Here is a 20,217-nt window from a genome sequence, read left to right on the forward strand (position 1 = left end):
TTGCCGCCGTGCGGTTCAGTAGATGCCCGGAATCAGCGCTGCGACTTCGCGCCGGTAGCGCGCGTAGGCGTCGCCGAAATGACCTGTGAGCCAGCTCTCCTCCACGCGCACCTTGAAGGCCAGCGACGCGAAAATCAGCAGCACGCCCAGCGCGCCGCGCCACGTCCCGCCAATCATGGCCGAGCCCACCAGCGCGACCAGGCATCCGGTATAGATAGGATGGCGAACGAGTGCGTAGGGGCCGCTGCGAATCAGTTCATGCCCATCCTTGAGAGTCACGGATACGCTCCAGTTCGTGCCGAGATGCACACGCGCCCAGACCGAAAACAGCAGCCCGGCGACGACCACCGCGAAACCACCGAATTGCAGCGCGCCCAGATGCGTCAAATCGGGCAGCATCGCCTCAAGTGAGGGATCGGGCAGGATCACGAGCGCGCCGCCCGCGATCAGCGGCAGCGACTGCCAGGTGCGGGCGCTGCGCGCTTCCTTGCGCGCGGTGGACTTGACGGCCTGTGCGGTCGCGATCCAGTAGGCGAGCCACAGGAGCCACGGAACCACGATGGCGATGCTTTGCACGATATTCATGAAGAGATCTCGACAATGAGTGGGTGTTGCGCGCGCAGGCGTTTCAGGAAAGTGCGGGCACCTGGAACGGCAGGCGCTGCGGCGTGCTGGAGTTCGCGATGGACGCATGCGGCGTGTAGGGCTCGCGTTCGCCGCAGAAGAAGTCGCACAGCATCGTGCGCATCTGTTCCTGTTGCACGCGCCCTTCGAGATCGAGGAAGTGACCCGCGCCGCGAATCGTGGCGAATTCGGCGCGCCGCACGTAGTCGCCCAGGCGGCGCACGTCGGCGGCCGTGGTGTATTCGTCGAGATCGCCGTTGACGAACTTCACGTCGCAGCCGATGCGGCGGAATTCGTTCAGATAGCGCTCTGGCTCCATCGCCAGAATCTGGTCGACGTGAAACGCCACCTGATCCTGCTCGTCGCGCGGCAGACGCGTGAGGTAGCGATAGTTATAGAGCTTCATGATGCGCGGCAGATGGCGGCCCACGGTGTCATTGAGCAGTTGTGCCGCCTGCAGGTTCTGGCCAGCCGCGATGTGGTCGCGGGCGCGCGTGACGTAATCGGTCATCGCGGCGTTGAGGAACGGCGAGAACGATGCGATGGCGGCGCGTCGCACGCTTGCGCAACCGCGCGCCAGCGCGAACAGCGAGGCGACGCCGCCCCACGAGACCGACAACAGATACGCCGGGCGGAAGCGATCGGCGAGATGCATGAGGATGTCGATCTCGTCGTCTTTGGTGAGCGCGTAGTCGCATACATTGTGCTGGCGCGACTGGCCCGCATAGGGCAGATCGAAACAGAGTGCGTTGAGACGTTCGCCCAGATAGCGAATGGTCTGGCCAAACGATGCCGTGGTCGCCAGCGCGCCGTTGACCAGTAGCACGGTTTCGAATGACGGGTCGAAGCAATGGTGCTCGACGTAAACTTTCAGGCCACCCGGCAGTGGCAATACCAGCTTCTCGACTGACATGAGATTTTCCCCCCGCGTGTGATGCCAATAGAGCAATAAAGGAGCAAAAAGCGCCAAAGGACGAACGCACCCGCAGCCGTCGTGGATTCGCCAGGACTGCTGCATCCGATTTCGCCAGGGCCGCGGTCGCGCCGCTCACACCGATGCGCTGCGCCGCCTGCTATATGTCGGCCTGTGGCTTGACGGTGTCTCCTCCAGGCCTGATGGTCGGGCGCGGCCGTGAGAGGCGGCCGCTTGCACCTTGTACCGGCGCTTGCCCGATTTGCTGCACTGCTTCTAATGCAACAGGTGTGCCATTCGACAGACGAATTGGCGCTACGAGGTCACGCCGGCGGCTGGGATCGTTGCAGGACGGGCTTCTTGAGGGAGTCGCCGGAATGCGCCGGGGCGGAGTGAGGAAGGTCGATGTACGCGCAACGAACGTAACGATGCGCGGGACATGGAGCGTAACGTAATGGCCAATAGGGCACGTTACGGAACAGGTCGTAACACCTGCAGTTGCTGTAATGAAAATCGAAATTCAAAACAGATTTTTTTGATCGGTGCGGAAGGCTGCAAGCGGGCATTTATCGTGATTTCGCATAAGTGAGTTGGCGCATGCTTTTTTGACGCGCGTGAGTCAGCGGGAACGACATTTATCACCTGTTCATTCAGGTAGGTTGCGCGCGAATAAAGTTGCGGTCATCCTGTGCGGCCAAAGAGGGCGGGTGCATTCACGCGGATTTGCGTGGATTCGTGCATATACTTGGTTATCCTTTTTAATTCGCGTGAGGCTGAAGTGTTTTTGTAAAGAGCACTTCGCTTTTTTCGCGCTTCATGATGGTTTTCCGTCTTCGCGGTTGATTGGCTGCGCATGCAGCTTTCCGTCCCGCTCGTGTCACGTTACGCAATTTCGTAACGCTGGTCTTTTCCCCTGTTACGTCTAATCAATCAGCATCGCTTTTCGTGCGATGGGTGTCGCGCATGCCCCGTCGCTGCGTGGTTTTGCCCGTTCTTTCGAAGTTGGCACGCTCTCTGCAGTGTTGGGTCTCGCAGCCGGGGCGCTGCGATAACCAACCTAAAGAGAGAGCTAGCGATGGGGAACAACGTGAAGACGCGAATCACCACCATGGCGTTGTGCACCGCGGCGGTTTTCGCCGCCGCGGCCAGCGGTGCGGCACGGGCAGATTCGACACAGCCGGGGGGCGTGGCAGTGGGAGCGGCCGCAGGAGCAGGCGCTGCGCCGGGGACGATCGTGTTGGGCGGCGGCATCGGCGGCGTGGCGACGGGTAACGACGTCACGGTTGCGGTGGGCGGGGCAGCCGGGCTTGCAATCAACTATGGCGGACAGCCGCTGGCGCAGCTCGGCGGGTTGGTGGGCGCGTTGCAGGGCGCTTCGGGTAGCGATCCGCTGGCTCCTGTTACGGGTGCGGTGAATACGATTACTGGTGCGTTGTCGGGTGCTTCGGGTAGCAACCCGCTCGCTCCTGTTACGGGTGCAGTGAGCACGATCACTGGTGCGTTGTCGGGCGCTTCGGGTAGCGATCCGCTTGCTCCTGTGACGGGTGCGGTGAACACGATCACCGGCGCGTTGTCTGGCGCTTCGGGTAGCGATCCGCTGGCTCCTGTTACGGGCGCGGTGAATACGATTACTGGTGCGTTGTCTGGCGCTTCGGGTAGCGATCCGCTCGCTCCTGTGACGGGCGCAGTGAACACGATCACTGGTGCGTTGTCGGGTGCTTCGGGTAGCGATCCGCTTGCTCCTGTGACGGGTGCGGTGAACACGATTACTGGTGCGTTGTCGGGTGCTTCGGGTAGCGATCCGCTCGCTCCTGTGACGGGCGCAGTGAACACGATTACTGGTGCGTTGTCTGGCGCTTCGGGCGGCGATCCGCTTGCGCCTGTGACGGGCGCAGTGAACACGATTACTGGTGCGTTGTCGGGCGCTTCGGCTAGCAACCCGCTGGCTCCTGTTACGGGTGCAGTGAGCACGATCACTGGCGCGTTGTCTGGCGCTTCGGGCGGCGATCCGCTTGCGCCTGTGACTGGCGCGGTGAGCACGATCACCGGCGCGTTGTCGGGGGCTTCGGGTAGCGATCCGCTCGCTCCTGTGACGGGCGCAGTGAACACGATCACCAGTGCGTTGTCTGGCGCTTCGGGTAGCGATCCGCTCGCGCCTGTGACGGGTGCGGTGAGCACGATCACCGGCGCGTTGTCGGGTGCTTCGGGTAGCAATCCGCTGGCTCCTGTTACGGGCGCAGTGAATACGATCACTGGCGCGTTGTCTGGTGCTTCGGGCAGCGACCCGCTGGCTCCTGTTACGGGCGCGGTGAACACGATCACCGGTGCGTTGTCTGGCGCTTCGGGCAGCGATCCGCTCGCCCCTGTAACGGGCGCAGTGGACACGCTGACGGGCGCGCTGTCCGGTGCAGCGGGCAGCAATCCGCTCGCTCCGGTGACGAACGTGGCGAATGCGGCAACTAGCACGCTTGCAAGCGCTGCGAATGCCACCACGGGCAATCTCGCGAACACGGTCAACGCGGCAACGGGCACGCTGGCTAACGCGGTCAATACCGAAGTGGCGGCACTCAGCACGGCATCGGGTTCGACGACGGCGAACGTAGTGAATACGGTCGACTCGACCACGGGTATCGTCGCCAACGCGTTGAACTCTGGCACGAGCACGCTGGCCAGCACGCTCAATTCGCTGACTGCAGCGGCATCGAGTGCGGGAGGCAGCGATCCGCTCGCTCCGGTGACGAGCGCTGTGAACACGGTTACCGGTACGCTTGCCAGCGCCGCAGGCAGCAACCCGCTGGCCCCGGTCACCACTGCAGTGAACACGGTCACGAGCACGCTGGCAGGCGCATCCGGCAGCAATCCGCTGGCTCCGGTCACGAGCGTGGTGAACGACGTCACGGGCACGCTGGCAGGTGCCGCAGGCAGCAACCCGCTGGCTCCGGTCACCACCGCCGTGAACACGGTCACGAGCACACTGGCAGGCGCATCCGGCAGCAATCCGTTGGCTCCGGTCACCACTGTCGTGAACGACGTCACGGGCACGCTGGCAGGCGCGGCAGGCAGCACGCCGCTCACGCCGATCACGAGCGTCGTGAACACCGTCACGGGCACGCTGGCCAACGCAGCGGGCAGCAATCCGCTTGCTCCCGTTACCACTGCCGTGAACACGGTCACGAGCACGCTGGCGGGCGCATCCGGCAGCAACCCGCTCGCGCCGGTCAGCACTGTCGTGAACGACGTCACGGGCACGCTGGCAGGCGCGGCAGGCAGCACGCCGCTCACGCCGATCACGAGCGTCGTGAACACCGTCACGGGCACGCTGGCCAACGCCGCAGGCAGCAACCCGCTGGCCCCGGTCACCACCGCCGTGAACACGGTCACGAGCACGCTCGCAGGCGCATCCGGCAGCAATCCGCTGGCTCCGCTCACCACCGTCGTGAACGACGTCACAGGCACGCTGGCAGGCGCGGCAGGCAGCACCCCGCTCACGCCGATCACGAGCGTCGTCAACACCGTCACGGGTACGCTCGCGAACGCAGCCGGCAGCAACCCGCTGGCTCCGGTCACGACCGCCGTGAACACGGTCACGAGCACGCTCGCAGGCGCAGCCGGCAGCAACCCGCTCGCCCCCGTCACCACCGCCCTCAGCAGCGCGGCCGCCCCGGTCACTTCCGCTGTGAACACGGTCACGAGCACGCTCGCCAGCGCCAACCCGATCACGCCGATCACCGGTGCGCTCGGCGCGGTCACGGGTACGGCGGGCACGCTGACCGGCGCACTCGGCAACATCGCGAAGACCAACCCGGTGGTGCCGCTCGTCAGCGCGGCGACGGGCGCGCTCGGCTCGACGCTGGCTTCGGCGGGAACGGTGACGGCGACGGTCACGGCCGCGGTCGGTGCGGGCGTGAGCGTCTCCAACACCGCTGCCAACAGCGGCACGGCAACGGCGGGTCAGACGGCCGGCACGGCGGCTTCGACGGCAACCGGCGCACTCGCACCGGTCACCGGCCTGGTCGCGTCGATCGGTTCGACGGCCACGCACGCGGCCGGTTCGAGCAGCGCGCTTTCGCCGGTCACGAGCCTGCTCAGCTCGGTCACGGGCGCGTTGCCGAAGTAAGGCAATCGATCACGCCTTTGATGATCCAACCAACAAGTTAGTCGAGGAGAAATGGGCCAATAAGCACTAACACAAAGCGCCCACATGTAGTACCTGGAAGCCGGCCACGCGCCGGCTTCTTCTCTTTCAGCGGCTGACACGGGCGTGAGCTATGATCCAGCGTGGCATTCACCCGATCTGGATATACACACGGCGATGGGCAGCTTACGTTTGCATCTCTGGTCGATCTCCGGCACCGTGCTGGTCTACCTGCTGACGCTCTGGGTCGACGAACGGCTGTTTCTGCACAGTGGTTTTCCGCGCTTCGTCGAATGGATCTATCTGCCCACCGGCATTCGCCTGCTGAGTACGCTGCTACTGGGCATGGACGGCGCGATCGGGCTGCTGATCGCAGCCTTGCTGGTCGACTTCTTCCATTATTTTCCGCACGATCCGGTACGGGCGATCGCGGGTGCGATCATCAGTTCGGTGGGACCGTACGCCGTTTATCGGCTGGCGCTCGAGCGTTATGGCCTCAAGGCGTCGCTGGTGAATCTCACGCCCAGGCGACTGCTCGTGCTGGCGTTTGCGGTCGCCTTCACCAACGCCACCTTGCACCACATCTGGTTTGCGCTGGCGGGCACCACGCAGAATCTGCTGGAGAGCTACAGCATGATGTTCGGCGGCGATCTGCTCGGCGCGCTGATCCTGCTCTATATCGTCAAAGGGCTACTCAGGCTGTTGCCCGCCGAATCAGGGCATTCGCGCGCGAGCGATGGTTTGTTCCGCGTGCGACTAGCGCTCGATAGCGCCTATAACAATTCGTGGCGGCTACGCGCATGAACGCATAGCGCCAGCCGTCGATATCGATGCGATATCAACCGCCCGCAATCAGCTTGCGCCGCGCCGCCTTCACATGCGCGAGCCGCGCGTCATCCCATTCGTAGAACCCCGCGCCGCTGCGCACGCCCACGCGCCCGGCGTCCACCTGTTCGCGCAGCAGATCAATGACGCCTTCGTCTTTCGCGAGTTCGGGCATCAGATGCGACGCAATATCGACGAAGGTATCCAGACCGCCCATATCGGCGCTTTCGAGCGGCCCGACGATACTCCAGCGACGTCCCAATGAAGCCTTCATCACACGGTCGACCACCTCGGGACTGGCCGCGCCCGAGCGCACGATATTGAGCGCTTCGCGCAGCACCGCGAATTGCAGCCGGTTGCCGACGAAACCGGGAATCGCCTTGGCCAACACCACCGGCTCCATTCCGATCTCGCGCATTAGCGTTTCGGTGCGCGCTGTGACATCGGGCGTGGTGGCGCTGCCCGGCACCACTTCGACGAGGGGAATCATATGCGGCGGATTCCAGAAATGCGCGATCACGAAACGTTGCGGCGCGCTCAGTGCCTGCGCGAGTTTGTCGGGCTCGAAACCGCTGGTGTTGCTTGCGAAAATCGCGTCGGGCGCGAGCACGGCGTCGAGTTGCGCGTAAAGCCGGTGTTTCAGGTCGAGGACTTCGGGCACGGCTTCGAAGACGAATTGCGCGTGCGCCATGACGTCGAGTTGCGCGCTCGTTTCAATGCGCGCGAGCGCGGCTTCGCGTGCGGCTGCATCGATACGACCGGCATCGATCAGTTCGTCTAGCACCGCCTGCGCCTTGCCATTCACACCCGCGAGGCGTGCGGGATCGACATCATGGACGATCGTGCGCAGACCGTGCAGGGCGCATTGCGTCGCGATCCCCACGCCCATCAAACCCGTGCCGATCACGCCCACCACCGTCAATTTGCCGTTCATGCCCTGTCTCCTTGAATGCCCGAATAAAACGTAAGCGAGCCGCAAGCATACCGCGTTGGGCCGCGCGCCGATGCATCGCGGCGGGCGTGAACTAGACTGAATCGTTCACTTCATCGACAAGAGGGGGATCGTTTCGTGACTTCACAACATTCCATGTCTTGCGTGTGCTGTGGCGATGGCTGGTCGCGTCGCCGTTTTCTGGCGGCGGCGGCCGCTTCGGCTTCATGGGCGGCGTTGCCGGATCTGGCGCTGGCGCAAGGCGTGCCGACCCTTGCCTATGATTCCGTGCCCGATCCGGTGCGTTTGCCCGTCGATGAATATCTCGGCGAGTGTTCGGGCGTCGCGGTGAATTCGCAAGGCCATATTTTCGTGCTGTCGCGCGGCAACACCAGCGGGCCGGCTTATGGCGCGGCCGCCGCGCAGTTGTTCGAGTTCGCGCCCGATGGGCGTTTCGTGCGCGAAATTGGCCGGCATCTCTACGCGTGGTCGTTCGCACACACGGTCAAGATCGACCGTCACGATAATATCTGGGTCACCGACAAGGGCTCGGACATGGTCATCAAGTTCACGCCGCAAGGGCGCGTCGCGATGGTGTTCGGACGCAAGCAGGAAGCCGCCGATGAGGAAACCGCGCCGCTCAAGCATCCCGATCCGCCGCTGCCGGCGGAGCCCGGCCGCTTCCGTCAGGTGACCGATGTGGCCTGGGACAGCAATGACAACGCTTATATCAGCGACGGCTATATCAACTCGCGCGTGGCGAAGGTGGATAAGGACGGCAACTGGCTGAAATCGTGGGGCGATCGCGGCAAGGCTCCGGGCCAGTTCCATACGCCGCATAGCATTGCGGTGGATGCGCAGAACCGCGTTTATGTGGCGGATCGCAGCAACCGGCGCATTCAGGTGTTCGATACCGACGGCACGTATTTGCGCCAGTTCACTATCGACGTGCCGGTGCCCGCAGGCGCACGTCCCGCCATCGGCAATATTCCCGATGAAGCCGTGCTCGCGCAGGGGACCTTTGCGCCGGGCTCGCCGTGGGCGATCTGCATCTCACCCGGTCCGAACCCCGTGCTATATAGCTCCGACGCGTGGCCGGGCCGCATCTACAAACTCACGCTCGATGGGAAACTGTTAGGTGTGCTGGGCGAATCGGGCAAGCAGCTAAAGCAGTTCGGCTGGATTCACCAGATGGCGTGTCCCGCCGAAAACACCTTGTTCGTAGCCGAATTATTGAACTGGCGCGTGCAGAAGCTGGTTCTGCACGCGTAGCACCACGCAGGCTCAGGAGAAGCGCGCCATGATATGGCGCGCGCAGGTGTACTCCTCCAACGCGAACATCGACATATCCTTGCCGTAGCCCGAACGCTTCATACCGCCGTGCGGCATTTCACTGACCAGCGTGAAGTGCGTATTGATCCACGTGCAGCCGTATTGCAGTTCAGCGGCAACCTTGAAGGCTTTGTTGACGTCGCGAGTCCAGACTGAACTCGCCAGGCCGAAGTCCGAATCGTTAGCCCAGTCGATGGCCTGTTCCGTGCCTTCGAAACGCGTGACGGAAACGACCGGACCGAACACTTCCCGGCGCACGATTTCGTCGTCCTGGCGCGCGCCTGCGATCACGGTCGGTTCGTAGAAGAAGCCGCGCGTGTCGGCGATCTTGCCGCCCGTGGTGATGTCGATGTGCTTCTGGCTCGCGGCGCGTTCGACGAAACTCGCTACGCGTCCGCGCTGGCGCTCGGAGATCAGCGGGCCCATTTCCACGCCTTCCATGTGCTGCTCGCCGTAGCGGATCGAGCCCACCGCGCTCGACAGATCGGCCACGAGTTTGTCGTAAATCTTGCCTTCGGCGTACACGCGGCAGGCGGCCGTGCAATCCTGGCCGGCGTTATAGAAGCCGAAGGTGCGCAGGCCCGCGACCACTTCGTCGAGATCGGCGTCGTCGAATACGATCACCGGCGCTTTGCCGCCCAGTTCCAGATGCGTGCGCTTCACCGAGCGCGAAGCGGCTTCGAGAATGCGCTGGCCGGTCGAGACGTCGCCGGTGATCGAAATCATGCGCACCTGCGGCTGCGTGATGAGCGGCGCGCCCACGGTGTCGCCGCGTCCCGTCACCACATTGATGACGCCCGCGGGGAAAATCGCCGCGATCAGTTCGGCGAGCTTGAGCGTGGTGAGCGGTGTCTGTTCCGAGGGCTTGAGGACGACCGTATTGCCCGCCGCGACGGCAGGCGCGAGTTTCCACGCGGCCATCATCAGCGGGTAGTTCCAGGGTGCGATGGACGCCACCACGCCGATCGGATCGCGCCGGATCATGCTGGTGTGGCCTTCGAGATATTCGCCTGCAATCGGACCGTGCTGCGTGCGGCATGCGCCCGCGAAAAAGCGGAATACGTCGGCGACGGCGGGGATTTCGTCGTTGAGCGCGCCCACATAGGGCTTGCCGCAATTGAGCGATTCGAGGCGTGCGAATTCGGTGGCGCGTGCTTCGATGGCATCGGCGAGTTTGAGCAGCAGCGTGGCGCGGTCCTTCGGCGTACTGCGCGACCATTTTGGCCATGCACGGCTGGCGGCGGCAGTGGCCGCCTGCACCTGTTCGAGCGAGGCTTCCGCCACGAGCGCGATCACTTCGCCCGTCGACGGGTTGAGGATGTTTTCCTTGCTGCCCTGGCCCGGCACGAACTCGCCACCGATCAGAAGGCTGGTTTGCAACGATTTTTCCATGTGATTTCTCTGGGTGAACTATCGGACTGGAGATCGGACTGGAGGCTAGCGGCTGCTGCCCGCCGTGCTTTCGGTGTCGCGCGTGAGATACCACGCGCCAAAAATCGGGATCATCGTGACTGCCATCACCATCAGCGCGACCACGTTGGTGATGGGCACGTCGCGCGGGCGCGAAAGCTGGTTGAGCAGCCAGATCGGCAGCGTGCGTTCCTGGCCCGCCGTAAACGTCGTGACGATGATTTCGTCGAAGCTCAGCGCGAAGGCGAGAATCGCGCCCGCGAGTAGCGCCGTGGCGATCTGCGGCAATACGATATGGCGGAAGGTCTGCCAGCCGTCCGCGCCCAGGTCCATCGACGCCTCGATCAGACTCGCGGGCATGCGCCGCAGTCGCGCGACCACGTTGTTGTAGACCATCACCACGCAGAAGGTGCCGTGGCCAACGGCGATGGTCCAGAAGCCCAGGTCCAGATTCGCGGTCTTGAATGCCGAAAGCAGCGCGATGCCGGTGATGATGCCAGGCAGCGCAATCGGCAGGATCAGCGCGAAGGTGATGGCTTCCTTGCCGAAGAAGTTGCGCCGATACAGCGCGCCCGCTGCCGCCGTGCCGAGTATCACCGCAAGCAGCGTGGCGAGCAGCGCGACCTTCACGGACAGCCACGCGGCCTCAAGCATGTCGTCGCGGGCGAAGGCATCGGCGAACCAGTGCAGCGTGAAGCCCTTGAGCGGGAAGCTGAACGCGCTGGTTTCGGTGTTGAACGCGTAGAGCGCCACCACGAGGATCGGCAGATGCAGGAAGGCGAGTCCGCCCCAGGCGGCGCAGCGCAACAGGCGCGAGGGTTGGGCGTCAGAGTGCATCGAAGGCTCCCAGGCGTTTGGCGATGACGAGATATGCGCCGATCAGCAGCATCGGCACGACCGTGAAGGCCGCGGCCATCGGCACGTTGCCGATCGAGCCTTGCATCGTATAGACCATGGTGCCGATGAACAGACCGCTCGGTCCCACCAGTTGCGGAATGATGTAATCGCCGAGCGTGAGCGAGAACGTGAAGATCGAACCCGCCGCTATGCCCGGAAACGCCAGCGGCAGGATCACGGTGCGAAACGTCTGGCCCGGATGCGCGCCCAGATCGGCGGATGCCTGCAGCAGATTCGCGGGAATGCGTTCGATGGCGGCCTGGATCGGCAGGATCATGAACGGCAGCCAGATATAGGTAAAGACCAGAAAGCGGCCGATATTCGAAGTCGAAAGCGAATCGCCGCCGATCACCGGCACGCGCAGCAGCGCATCGAGCGCGCCGCGCAAATGCAGGGTGTCGATGAGCCAGTAAAGCACGCCGCCTTGCGCGAGGATCACGGTCCAGGCGTAGACCTTGACGATATAGCTGGCCCACATCGGCAGCATCACGGCCACGTAGAAAAGGCCTTTTTTCCAGCCCTTTGCGTAGCGCGCCATGTAATACGCGACGGGAAACGCCAGCAGGGCGCTCGCGAGCGTGACGCAGCAGGCCATGCCGGTGGTGCGCAAGACCACGTCGAGATTCGCGGCGTCGCGGATCAGCGCCAGATAATTCGCTAGCGTGAAATCGGGGCTCACGGCCATCGTGAAGTCGTCGAAACGCCAGACGCTTTGCAGCAGCAGCGCGAACAACGAGCCCAGATACACCACGCCAAACCACAGCAGCGGCGGCAACAGCAGCAGGAGCAGATAAAGATTCGCGTGGCGATGCAGGAAGCTGCACGCGCGGCGCACCATGCCATCGCGCTTGTCGGGCGCGCGCACGATGGCGGAATTCGAAGTCGTCGCCATGGTCATCCCCGCTGCTCCAGCGCGACCATTGAGCGGCGCGGCCACGCGAGCGTGACGTTCGCGCCCACTTCCGGCAGTGCGGCGTTGGCATCGTCCTGATTCGCGACCGTCACGGCCAGCATCTGACCGGCTTCGGAGCGGACTTCGAAGCGGCTGGTTGCGCCGTAGTACTGAATATCGACGAGCTTGCCGGACAGGTGGACATCGTCCGCGCTGGGATTCGTCGCGTGGGCAAAGCGAATATGCTCGGGGCGGATCGAGAACGGCTGCGCGCTGCCTACGCGTTGCAGCGATGCCGGATCCGCGATCACATTGGAGGTGCCGACGAAATCCGCCACAAATGGCGTAGCCGGGCGCGTGTAGAGATTGCGCGGCGTGTCCACCTGCTCGATGCGCCCCTTGTTGAACACGGCCACGCGATCCGACATCGACAGCGCCTCGCCCTGATCGTGCGTGACATAGACGAAGGTGACGCCGAGCTTGCGTTGCAGCGCCTTGAGTTCGGTCTGCATCTGTTCGCGCAGCTTGAGGTCGAGCGCGCCAAGCGGCTCATCCAGCAGCAGGATACGCGGACGCCGCACCAGCGCGCGCGCCAGCGCCACGCGCTGACGCTGGCCGCCCGAGAGCTGCCCAGGCCGACGCGCGCCGTAGCCGCCAAGCGCCACGAGTTCCAGCGCTTCCTCCGCCTGGCGGTGACGGGTACGCTTGTCCACGCCGCTCACCAGCAGTCCATACGCCACGTTGTCGCGGATGTTCATGTGCGGGAACAGCGCGTAGTCCTGGAACACCGTGTTGACGTCGCGCTGATAGGGCGGCAGGCCGGTGGCGTCGCGTCCGTGCAGCACCACGCGGCCCGCGCTGGGTTGCTCGAAGCCTGCAACGAGCCGCAGGCAGGTGGTCTTGCCCGAGCCGGACGGCCCGAGCATCGAGAAAAATTCGCCGTCCTCGACCACCAGCGAGACGTCGTCCACGGCGCGCACGCCGTCATAGTGACGCGAGACTTTCGAAAATTCGACTGCGCTGTTCATAAGAAGTCCTATCGTCCGCCCATGATCGAGATGAAGTCCTGGGTCCAGCGGCTATACGGCACGCATTGACCCTGCGAGCAGCTGGCCACCGGCGTCTTCCAGAAGTGGATCTGCTCAAAGCGGTCGTAGCCATTGGCCGCGCAGAAGTTCGAACCGCCCACGGCCTTCTGGCTGCAGCCGCCCGTGATCACCGGGTTCGAGCCGAACCATTCGGCCAGATCCGCCTGCAGCTTGCGGTTGAGCGACCAGTTCATCCACTTGTAGGCGCACACGGGATGCGGGGCGTCGGCGTGCATCATGGTGGTGTCGGCCCAGCCCGTCGCGCCTTCCTGAGGGATCGTCGCGGCAATGGGGAATTTCTCGGCTTGCAGCGAATTGACCGTGTAACCCCAGGCGCTCGATACCGCGATGCCTTCATTCTTGAAGTCGTTCATCTGCACCGTGACGTCGTGCCAGTAGCGGTGCACCAGCGGCTTTTGCGCTCGCAGCACCTTGAGCACTTCGGCGTATTGCGCTTCGTTCAGTTCGTACGGGTCCTTGATGCCGAGCGCCGGATTTTTGTGCATCAGATAGACGGCGGCATCGGCCACATAAATCGCGCCGTTATAGGCCTGCACACGGCCCTTGTTGCTCTTGCCGTCGGGTAGTGTCTGCTGTTCGAACACCACCGACCACGAAGTGGGCGCCTTTGGGAAGATCTTCGTGTTATAGGCGAGGAAGTTTGCGCCCCACTGATACGGCACGCCGTAATGCACACCGTTGACCGTATGCCACGGCGCGTTCTGCAGGCGCGGTTCGACGGTGTTCCATGCAGGAATCAGCGCGGTGTTGATCGGCTGCACTTTCTTGCCGTAGACAAGGCGCAGGCTCGCGTCGCCCGAAGCCGTCACGAGGTCGTAGCCGCCCTGGTTCATCAGCGAGACCATTTCGTCCGAGGTCGCCGCGGTTTTCACGTTGACCTTGCAACCGGATTCCTTTTCGAAGCCGGTAACCCAGTCGTATTTCTTGTCGGTGTCGCCGCGTTCGATATAGCCAGGCCACGCGATGATGTTGACCTGGCCTTCTGGCTTGCCGAGCTGTTTAAGTGGTTCGAGTGGCGCGGCGGCGCTGGCCAGGCCGGTGTTGACGAGTGCGGCAAGGGCGATGGCGGCGGCGAGTTTTACGTTGTGCGACATGCTCCGGATCCTCGTAGTCGGTTGTTCTCTTGCGCGCTCCGCAGGCTTGGCGGGCGGCTTCTGAGGCGTTGCGATGAAGGTCGGAGCTATTCTAGGAGCCGGATTTTTTTGTCAGCCAGACCGAAACCCAGATACGAGCTATCGGTAAAACAGAACGAAATGGGTGCGCGAACGGCGGGAACGGCGCGACCAACGCCGGCAGGAAAGGCTGCTACGTGAAAACCCGAACGCCGATATCGCGTGAATGGCGAACATTCGTTCTTTGCGAACGCAATCGGCGATCTATCGAATAATCAGATTGAATTCTTGTTGTGCGTGCGCGAATACTCGCGCGCCACCACCAGAAAGTGCTGCACCATCTCCGGCAGCGCGAGGCTGCGCCGCCACGCAATGCCGATATCGACCGTGGGCATCTCTCCCAGAATCTTGCGCACTTCCAGCCGGTCGCCGTCGAGCGACCAGGGGCGATAGAGCACGTCGGGCAGGATCGACAGACCCGCACCCGTGGCGACGAGACTGCGCACCGCCTCCACCGAAGCCGTACGCATGACCGTGTTCGGCCGCAGCCCGGCGGCGCGCCAGAAGGCCGTAGTGTTGTCCTCCAGCTCGTCGACCTTCAGCATGATCATGCCTTCGTTGGCGATCTCCTGAAGCGAGATGCTGCCCAGTCCGCGCAACGCGTGATTGGCGGGCAGCCATAAACGCCAGGCAGCCTTGATGAGCGATTCGGTTTCGATCGCCTGGCTGTTTTCCACGTTCGAGACGATCAGCACCGCGACGTCGAGTTCGCCGTTCACCAGCAGATGTTCGATGTAGTCCCGCTGATCCTCGATCACCTGCACTTCGACCTTTGGATAGACGCGTTTGTAGTGATCGAGCAGATAGGGCAGGAAATAGCCGGTCATCAGGCTCGTGACGCCCACATTCAGGCGGCCGGTCTTGGAGTCTGGCCGCGCCGATAAAGCCTGCTGCGCGTTGCGCACGGCCGCGAGAATCTGATGGGCGTGGCGCAGGAACTGATGCCCCGCGTGCGTGAGCACCATGCCGCGCGCATGGCGCACGAACAACTGCGCGCCCAGTTCGCTTTCGAGTCCCTTGATGGCTTCGGTGATGACGGACTGCGAGATGTTGAGCGTTTGCGTGGCGCCCGTGACCGACTCGGCTTCGGCCACGGCAATGAAGTAGCGCACGCTCTTGACGGAAAGGCTCATGCGGGGCGAACTGGCATCGGGTTTTTGGGATGGGGAAGTATAGCCCGCGGATTTCCGCGCCAATCAAAAGCCTTTCACAGGCTGATCGAAGTGCAATCCGAAGTGAAATCCGAAACGCAATCCGATGCGCAACGGTTGCGGGCTTTCACGCGCTCCGGTTTCATGTGACCATATTTGTCGATACAGCTGGCTTTCACGCAATCAGGAACCTCCGTGACCCATTCGCCTACCCGTCGCAAACTGTTGATCGGCTTTCCCCTGCTGGCAGGCGCGATCGTTGCGCCCGCAGCCTTCGCGCAGAACAGCTCGCCTCTTGCCGATATCGAACGCCGCCAAGGCGGCCGGTTAGGCTTTTACGCTATCGATACCGGCACGGGCCGCACGCTCGAACATCGCGCGGGCGAGCGCTTTCTGATGTGCAGCACCTTCAAGGGCATGCTTGCCGCGCAGGTGCTCGCGCGCGTGGACGCGGGCAAGGAGCAACGCGAACGCCTCGTGCATTACACAGCGCAGGATCTCATCTTCACGTCGCCGGTGACCAAGGCCAATGTGGCGCGCGGCGCCTTGCCGGTTCATACCCTATGCCAGGCTATCGTCGAGCAAAGCGACAACACCGCCGCAATCCTGTTGATGCGCAGTGTGGGCGGCCCGGCGGCGCTCACGCAGTTCATGCGCGGGATCGGCGATAGCGTCACCCGCTCTGACCGCTACGAACCGGATTCGAACCGCTACAGCGGCGTGCTCGATACCACCACGCCCCAGGCCATGGCGACCGCCGCGCGCGCCGTGCTGCTGGGCGACGTGCTAAGCCTGCAATCGCGCGCGCAGCTGGAGCGCTGGATGATCGATTGCAAGCCGGGGCTTAATCGCCTGCGGGCGGTCTTGCCCGCAGGCTGGCAAGCGGCCGACCGGCCTGGTACGAGCGTCGAAGAAGAGACCAACGACTACGCGCTGGTGCGCCCGCCAGGCCGCGCGCCTTTGCTGGTCGCCGCGTATTACGACGCGCCTGGCGTGAGCATGGACGCGCGCGAAGCGGTGCTGCGCGAAGCGGGAAAAGTGTTCGTGCAATGGGCGAGCGCGTCCGTGTGATGCGATAGTGAGTTCCTCACGCCACGCGCAATGGCCAGATCGACATCCCGCGCGGTGTGTCGATCCTTATCCGCTCTTTAGGCATGCGAGGCCTTTTATCGATGGACGCGTTGCCACGTACGTCGCTAACCCGCCTTGAGGCAGGATGCTCAGTCGTCGGACACCGTGGCCGCGCTCCACGGCGCGGCTCTCAGCACATCGGCCTGATAAAAGCAGGCGAAGCGTTCGAGCTGGCGCTCGGCCTCGTCGCGATCGACGCCTTCCTGAAGCACCGCGCTGGAGAAACCGGTGCGCTCCATCTGCAGCAGTTGATCGGCGAGCACCTCGCCGGTCGCGCGCAAATCGCCCTTGAAACCCAGACGCCGCCGCACGAGCCAGGCCTGGCTGAATGCGCGGCCATCGGTGAAGGTCGGGAACTGGAGTTCCACACGCGCCGCGCCTGCGATTTCCAGAGCGTGCGCCAGCGGGTCGGCGTCATTGGCCAGAGTGAGGGTTGCGCCCTCGGGATCGGCGGCGTGTTCGTGTGCGCTCACGAGGCGAATGCGTTGCTTCTTCATGCCGTGGCCTCCGCGCTTGCGCGCACGCTGTCCGCTGCCGCCTTGAACGGGTCGAGCCCCACGCGCCGCACGGTTTCGATAAAGGTCTCATGACGCGCGCCACTGCGCTCCCGTAGCGCGAGATAGCGCGCGATCAGCGCTTCGACGGCGTCGCACACTTCATGCGCGGCAAACGACGGCCCGATCACCTTGCCGGGCCGCGCCTCGCCGCTGCGCGCGGAACCGTCTGCGCCGCCCAGCGTGATCTGATACCACTCCGCGCCATCCTTATCGACGCCCAGAATGCCGATGTGGCCACTGTGATGATGACCGCAGGAGTTGATGCAGCCGCTGATGTGCAGATCGATCTCGCCGATGTCGTTAAGTTCATCGAGATCCTGGTAGCGTTCCATGATGCGCTGCGCGATGGGCAGCGAACGCGCGTTGGCGAGCGCGCAGAAGTCGCCGCCGGGACAGGAGATCATGTCGGTGAGCAGGTGCACGTTGGCGCTGGCGAGCTGGGCGGCCACGGCGGCTTGCCAGAGCGGTAGCAGATCGTCGGCGTGGACCCACGGCAGCACGATGTTCTGGGTGTGCGTGACGCGCGCTTCGCCCGCCGAAAAGCGCTCCGCGAGATCGGCGACGCGTTCAAGCTGTTCGGCGGACGCATCGCCGGGCGCCTGCAGCAGACGCTTGAATGAGAGGGTCACGATACGCAGCGCTGGCTCGCGATGAAGCGCGACATTGCGCTCAAGCCAGCGCGCGAATTGCGGCTGGCGGGCGGCCTGAGCGTCGCGGGCGGCAGTCGCGGCAGGGTTCGCGGCGCGCTGCGCAAAAGCCTGCGCAGGCACCTGAAAACAAGCGCTCACGCGTTCCAGTTCGGTTTCGGGCAGCGTATGCGGCCCGCCGTCGCATTCGACGATCTGGCGGAATTCTTCTTCGACTTCATCGATGAAGCGCTGTCCCTCGGTTTTCACGAGAATCTTGATGCGCGCCTTGTACTTGTTGTCGCGGCGGCCAAACTGGTTGTACACGCGCACCACGGCTTCGATGTAATTCATGATCTGGCGCCACGGCAGGAATTCGCGCAGCACCACGCCGATCAACGGCGTACGCCCCATGCCGCCGCCCACCGCGACGCGAAAGCCCAGTTCGTCCTGCTCGTTGCGCACGAGACGCAGGCCGACGTCATGCCAGTCGGTGGCCGCGCGGTCTTCGGCAGCGCCGCTGATGGCGATCTTGAACTTACGCGGCAGGTAAGCGAATTCGGGGTGCAGCGTGGTCCACTGGCGCATGATTTCCGCGAAGGGGCGCGGATCGGCAATTTCGTCGGGCGCAACGCCTGCGCGCTCGTCGCAGGAGATATTGCGGATGCAATTGCCGCTGGTCTGGATGCCGTGCATATCGACGGTGGCGAGCAGGTCCATCACGTCGGCGGCCTTCTCCAGCGCAATCCAGTTGAACTGTACGTTAGTGCGCGTCGTGAAGTGCGCGTGATGGGTGGGCAGATGGCGCGTGCCAAGTTTGCGTTGCGCGTCGAGCGCGCTGCGATAGACATCCTCGTGCGGCGCGTCGTATTCCCGCGCGATGCGCGCAAGCACGCGCATTTGTGCGCTCGACAGTTCGCCATAGGGGACCGCGACGCGCAGCATGGGCGCGTGGCGCTGTACATACCAGCCGTTTTGCAGGCGCAGGGGGCGGAAGGCTTCTTCGCTGAGCGTGCCGCGCTGCCAGCGCCCGATCTGGTCGCGGAATTGCGCGGCGCGGTTCGCGACGAAGGCTTTGTCGAATTCGTTGTAGCGATACATGGTGACTACCGGGAAGCTGCCAGAAAGCCGCGGAGAAGGCGGGATCGCCAACGGTATCGCGGCAGGCAGGGCGTTCCAAGCAGCAGTTGATGCGAAAACGGGCGCAGCAGCGCGATTTTTTGCGGCGCTTGAGGGATTCTTGATGTGTTTGGGTTCACGCAGAAGGTTCGATCGGCGATATCTTCAACGCACAAACCAGAACATTGCCACGGAGACGCCATGCAGCCAGATCGCCACCAACGGTACGATCGGTATTATCGGGAAGAGGATTGCTCGCTCGTCGATTTCATTGAGGTCGTAGAGTGCCATCGCGACGTAGTGCGCACCCCGCACGCGCAGAGCGTCCATGAGCATGTACCGTTCTACGATTGCTCGGCCCTTAGTCGCACGCTCGAAGATCCTCTGAGCCGCATGGGCCTGCAGCAGGAATGGGCCGACGTGCTGGAGCAGGGCGCGGGTGTGTTCGTGCTCAAGCGCGCTTACGCCGACACCGCAACGATCGATGCCGCGACCGCTGTGTTCGAAGCCATCATCCACGACGAGCGCGCGGCAGGCAGCGCAGCCGCCGATCACTTCGCGAAAGCAGGCGCGAACGACCGCATCTGGAACGCACAGCAAAAGCTCTGTCTGCGCGCGCCCGAGGTGTTCGCGCGCTATTACGCCAATCCCCTGCTGGTGGCCGCATCCGAAGCGTGGCTAGGGCCGTGTTATCAGATGACGGCACAGGTCAATGTCGTGCGGCCGGGTGGCGCGGCGCAGCAGGCGCATCGCGACTATCACCTGGGTTTTCAGACGGTCGAGCAGGCGCAGCGCTATCCCGCGCAGGTGCATGCAATGTCGCCGTTTCTGACGCTGCAGGGCGCGGTGGCGCATAGCGACATGCCCATCGAAAGCGGGCCGACCAAACTGCTGCCGTTTTCGCAGCGCTACGCACCGGGTTATCTGGCATGGCGGCGGCAGGACTTTCGTGATTATTTCGAATCGCACCAGCGGCAATTGCCGCTGGAAAAGGGCGATGTGATTTTCTTCAATCCCGCGCTGTTTCATGCTGCCGGCGAGAATCGCACCGCGAACGTGCAGCGCATGGCGAATCTGCTGCAGGTTTCATCGGCCTATGGACGGGCGATGGAATCGCTCGACCGCGTGACGATGTGCGAAGCGCTCTATCCCGTGCTGCTTGAACGGATTGCGCGCGATGCTTTGACGGAAGCTCAGACCGATGCCGTGATTGCCTCGTGTGCGGAGGGTTATCCGTTTCCCACCAATCTCGACAGCGATCCGCCGCTAGGCGGCCTGGCGCCGGAAAGCCAGCAGGTGCTATTCAGGCGCGCCCTGCAGGAGGCATGGCCGACGAAGGATTTCGTCGCGGCGATTCGCGCACAGGACGGACGACGCCTGGCCTGAAATACAT

General features: G+C 63.6%; 17 protein-coding genes. 5 read left to right on the forward strand and 12 right to left on the reverse strand.

All coding sequences use genetic code 11. The features are described 5' to 3' along the window. Positions 1 to 15 precede the first annotated feature (15 nt). Together F3J17_RS01680 and F3J17_RS01685 are read right to left on the reverse strand one after the other, a co-directional pair. Positions 16 to 585: an isoprenylcysteine carboxylmethyltransferase family protein gene (locus F3J17_RS01680; protein ID WP_167053168.1), complete on the reverse strand. Its 570-nt coding sequence runs from the start codon at positions 583 to 585 to the stop codon at positions 16 to 18. A gap of 43 nt (positions 586 to 628) precedes the next feature. Beyond that, positions 629 to 1,537, reverse strand: a complete 909-nt coding sequence (locus F3J17_RS01685) for an alpha/beta hydrolase (RefSeq protein ID WP_167053170.1) — start codon at positions 1,535 to 1,537, stop codon at positions 629 to 631. 1,087 nt (positions 1,538 to 2,624) lie between these two features. Between F3J17_RS01685 and F3J17_RS01690 the strand changes: the two genes are divergently transcribed. Together F3J17_RS01690 and F3J17_RS01695 are read left to right on the forward strand one after the other, a co-directional pair. After that, positions 2,625 to 5,654, forward strand: coding sequence for a hypothetical protein (locus F3J17_RS01690; RefSeq protein ID WP_345891109.1), 3,030 nt, complete (start codon positions 2,625 to 2,627; stop codon positions 5,652 to 5,654). Positions 5,655 to 5,849: 195 nt separating this feature from the next. Then, positions 5,850 to 6,476: an MASE1 domain-containing protein gene (locus F3J17_RS01695; protein ID WP_167053174.1), complete on the forward strand. Its 627-nt coding sequence runs from the start codon at positions 5,850 to 5,852 to the stop codon at positions 6,474 to 6,476. A gap of 34 nt (positions 6,477 to 6,510) precedes the next feature. Here the strand turns inward: F3J17_RS01695 and F3J17_RS01700 are convergent, their stop codons facing one another. After that, positions 6,511 to 7,431 carry a 3-hydroxyacyl-CoA dehydrogenase family protein gene (locus tag F3J17_RS01700; RefSeq protein WP_167053176.1) on the reverse strand — a complete coding sequence of 307 codons (921 nt, stop codon included), beginning with the start codon at positions 7,429 to 7,431 and terminating at the stop codon, positions 6,511 to 6,513. Between the two features lie 153 nt (positions 7,432 to 7,584). Between F3J17_RS01700 and F3J17_RS01705 the strand changes: the two genes are divergently transcribed. Next, positions 7,585 to 8,700, forward strand: coding sequence for a peptidyl-alpha-hydroxyglycine alpha-amidating lyase family protein (locus tag F3J17_RS01705; protein ID WP_167054408.1), 1,116 nt, complete (start codon positions 7,585 to 7,587; stop codon positions 8,698 to 8,700). A 12-nt stretch (positions 8,701 to 8,712) separates the two neighbouring features. Here F3J17_RS01705 and F3J17_RS01710 read toward each other — a convergent pair whose 3' ends face one another. The 6 genes from F3J17_RS01710 to F3J17_RS01735 all read right to left on the reverse strand — a co-directional run bounded on the left by F3J17_RS01710 (position 8,713) and on the right by F3J17_RS01735 (position 15,373). Further along, on the reverse strand, positions 8,713 to 10,152 hold the full coding sequence (locus F3J17_RS01710) for a gamma-aminobutyraldehyde dehydrogenase (protein WP_167053178.1): 1,440 nt from the start codon (positions 10,150 to 10,152) through the stop codon (positions 8,713 to 8,715). Between the two features lie 45 nt (positions 10,153 to 10,197). Then, positions 10,198 to 11,007, reverse strand: coding sequence for an ABC transporter permease (locus tag F3J17_RS01715; protein ID WP_167053180.1), 810 nt, complete (start codon positions 11,005 to 11,007; stop codon positions 10,198 to 10,200). Then, complete coding sequence (locus F3J17_RS01720) at positions 10,997 to 11,959, reverse strand: ABC transporter permease (RefSeq protein ID WP_240160715.1); 963 nt, start codon at positions 11,957 to 11,959, stop codon at positions 10,997 to 10,999. Before F3J17_RS01720 ends, F3J17_RS01715 begins: the two co-directional genes overlap by 11 nt. Positions 11,960 to 11,961: 2 nt before the next feature. Further along, a complete protein-coding gene (locus F3J17_RS01725) occupies positions 11,962 to 12,987 on the reverse strand; it encodes an ABC transporter ATP-binding protein (protein ID WP_167053182.1) in 1,026 nt (341 codons plus the stop codon). 8 nt (positions 12,988 to 12,995) lie between these two features. Beyond that, on the reverse strand, positions 12,996 to 14,162 hold the full coding sequence (locus F3J17_RS01730) for an ABC transporter substrate-binding protein (RefSeq protein ID WP_167053184.1): 1,167 nt from the start codon (positions 14,160 to 14,162) through the stop codon (positions 12,996 to 12,998). A 293-nt stretch (positions 14,163 to 14,455) separates the two neighbouring features. After that, entirely contained in the window at positions 14,456 to 15,373 is a 918-nt protein-coding gene (locus tag F3J17_RS01735; protein WP_167053186.1) for a LysR family transcriptional regulator, read from the reverse strand. A 213-nt stretch (positions 15,374 to 15,586) separates the two neighbouring features. Here F3J17_RS01735 and bla point away from each other — a divergent pair, with 213 nt between their 5' ends. Further along, positions 15,587 to 16,462, forward strand: coding sequence for a class A beta-lactamase (gene bla, locus F3J17_RS01740; protein ID WP_167053187.1), 876 nt, complete (start codon positions 15,587 to 15,589; stop codon positions 16,460 to 16,462). Positions 16,463 to 16,611: 149 nt separating this feature from the next. On the opposite strand, the gene F3J17_RS01745 is transcribed toward bla, so the two are convergent. The 3 genes from F3J17_RS01745 to F3J17_RS36535 all read right to left on the reverse strand — a co-directional run bounded on the left by F3J17_RS01745 (position 16,612) and on the right by F3J17_RS36535 (position 19,154). After that, positions 16,612 to 17,019 carry a DUF934 domain-containing protein gene (locus F3J17_RS01745; RefSeq protein WP_167053189.1) on the reverse strand — a complete coding sequence of 136 codons (408 nt, stop codon included), beginning with the start codon at positions 17,017 to 17,019 and terminating at the stop codon, positions 16,612 to 16,614. Continuing rightward, complete coding sequence (locus F3J17_RS01750) at positions 17,016 to 18,806, reverse strand: nitrite/sulfite reductase (protein ID WP_167053191.1); 1,791 nt, start codon at positions 18,804 to 18,806, stop codon at positions 17,016 to 17,018. The genes F3J17_RS01745 and F3J17_RS01750 overlap by 4 nt, the downstream gene beginning before the upstream one ends. 183 nt (positions 18,807 to 18,989) lie before the next feature. After that, on the reverse strand, positions 18,990 to 19,154 hold the full coding sequence (locus tag F3J17_RS36535; protein ID WP_345891137.1) for a hypothetical protein: 165 nt from the start codon (positions 19,152 to 19,154) through the stop codon (positions 18,990 to 18,992). On the opposite strand from F3J17_RS36535, the gene F3J17_RS01755 reads away from it, so the two are divergent. Beyond that, positions 19,095 to 20,210, forward strand: coding sequence for a phytanoyl-CoA dioxygenase family protein (locus F3J17_RS01755; protein ID WP_345891133.1), 1,116 nt, complete (start codon positions 19,095 to 19,097; stop codon positions 20,208 to 20,210). The two genes, F3J17_RS36535 and F3J17_RS01755, sit on opposite strands and share 60 nt — an antisense overlap. The last annotated feature ends 7 nt before the right edge of the window (positions 20,211 to 20,217 follow it).

Source organism: Burkholderia sp. Ax-1719, assembly GCF_011753055.1.
GTDB lineage: Bacteria > Pseudomonadota > Gammaproteobacteria > Burkholderiales > Burkholderiaceae > Paraburkholderia.

Bases quoted from the DNA above. Each gene is read 5' to 3' on its own strand.
- F3J17_RS01680 (WP_167053168.1), bottom strand. From the start codon at position 585: ATGAATATCGTGCAAAGCATCGCCATCGTGGTTCCGTGGCTCCTGTGG.
- F3J17_RS01685 (WP_167053170.1), bottom strand. From the start codon at position 1,537: ATGTCAGTCGAGAAGCTGGTATTGCCACTGCCGGGTGGCCTGAAAGTT.
- F3J17_RS01695 (WP_167053174.1), top strand. From the start codon at position 5,850: ATGGGCAGCTTACGTTTGCATCTCTGGTCGATCTCCGGCACCGTGCTG.
- F3J17_RS01700 (WP_167053176.1), bottom strand. From the start codon at position 7,431: ATGAACGGCAAATTGACGGTGGTGGGCGTGATCGGCACGGGTTTGATG.
- F3J17_RS01705 (WP_167054408.1), top strand. From the start codon at position 7,585: ATGTCTTGCGTGTGCTGTGGCGATGGCTGGTCGCGTCGCCGTTTTCTG.
- F3J17_RS01710 (WP_167053178.1), bottom strand. From the start codon at position 10,152: ATGGAAAAATCGTTGCAAACCAGCCTTCTGATCGGTGGCGAGTTCGTG.
- F3J17_RS01715 (WP_167053180.1), bottom strand. From the start codon at position 11,007: ATGCACTCTGACGCCCAACCCTCGCGCCTGTTGCGCTGCGCCGCCTGG.
- F3J17_RS01720 (WP_240160715.1), bottom strand. From the start codon at position 11,959: ATGGCGACGACTTCGAATTCCGCCATCGTGCGCGCGCCCGACAAGCGC.
- F3J17_RS01725 (WP_167053182.1), bottom strand. From the start codon at position 12,987: ATGAACAGCGCAGTCGAATTTTCGAAAGTCTCGCGTCACTATGACGGC.
- F3J17_RS01730 (WP_167053184.1), bottom strand. From the start codon at position 14,162: ATGTCGCACAACGTAAAACTCGCCGCCGCCATCGCCCTTGCCGCACTC.
- F3J17_RS01735 (WP_167053186.1), bottom strand. From the start codon at position 15,373: ATGAGCCTTTCCGTCAAGAGCGTGCGCTACTTCATTGCCGTGGCCGAA.
- F3J17_RS01745 (WP_167053189.1), bottom strand. From the start codon at position 17,019: ATGAAGAAGCAACGCATTCGCCTCGTGAGCGCACACGAACACGCCGCC.
- F3J17_RS01750 (WP_167053191.1), bottom strand. From the start codon at position 18,806: ATGTATCGCTACAACGAATTCGACAAAGCCTTCGTCGCGAACCGCGCC.
- F3J17_RS36535 (WP_345891137.1), bottom strand. From the start codon at position 19,154: ATGGACGCTCTGCGCGTGCGGGGTGCGCACTACGTCGCGATGGCACTC.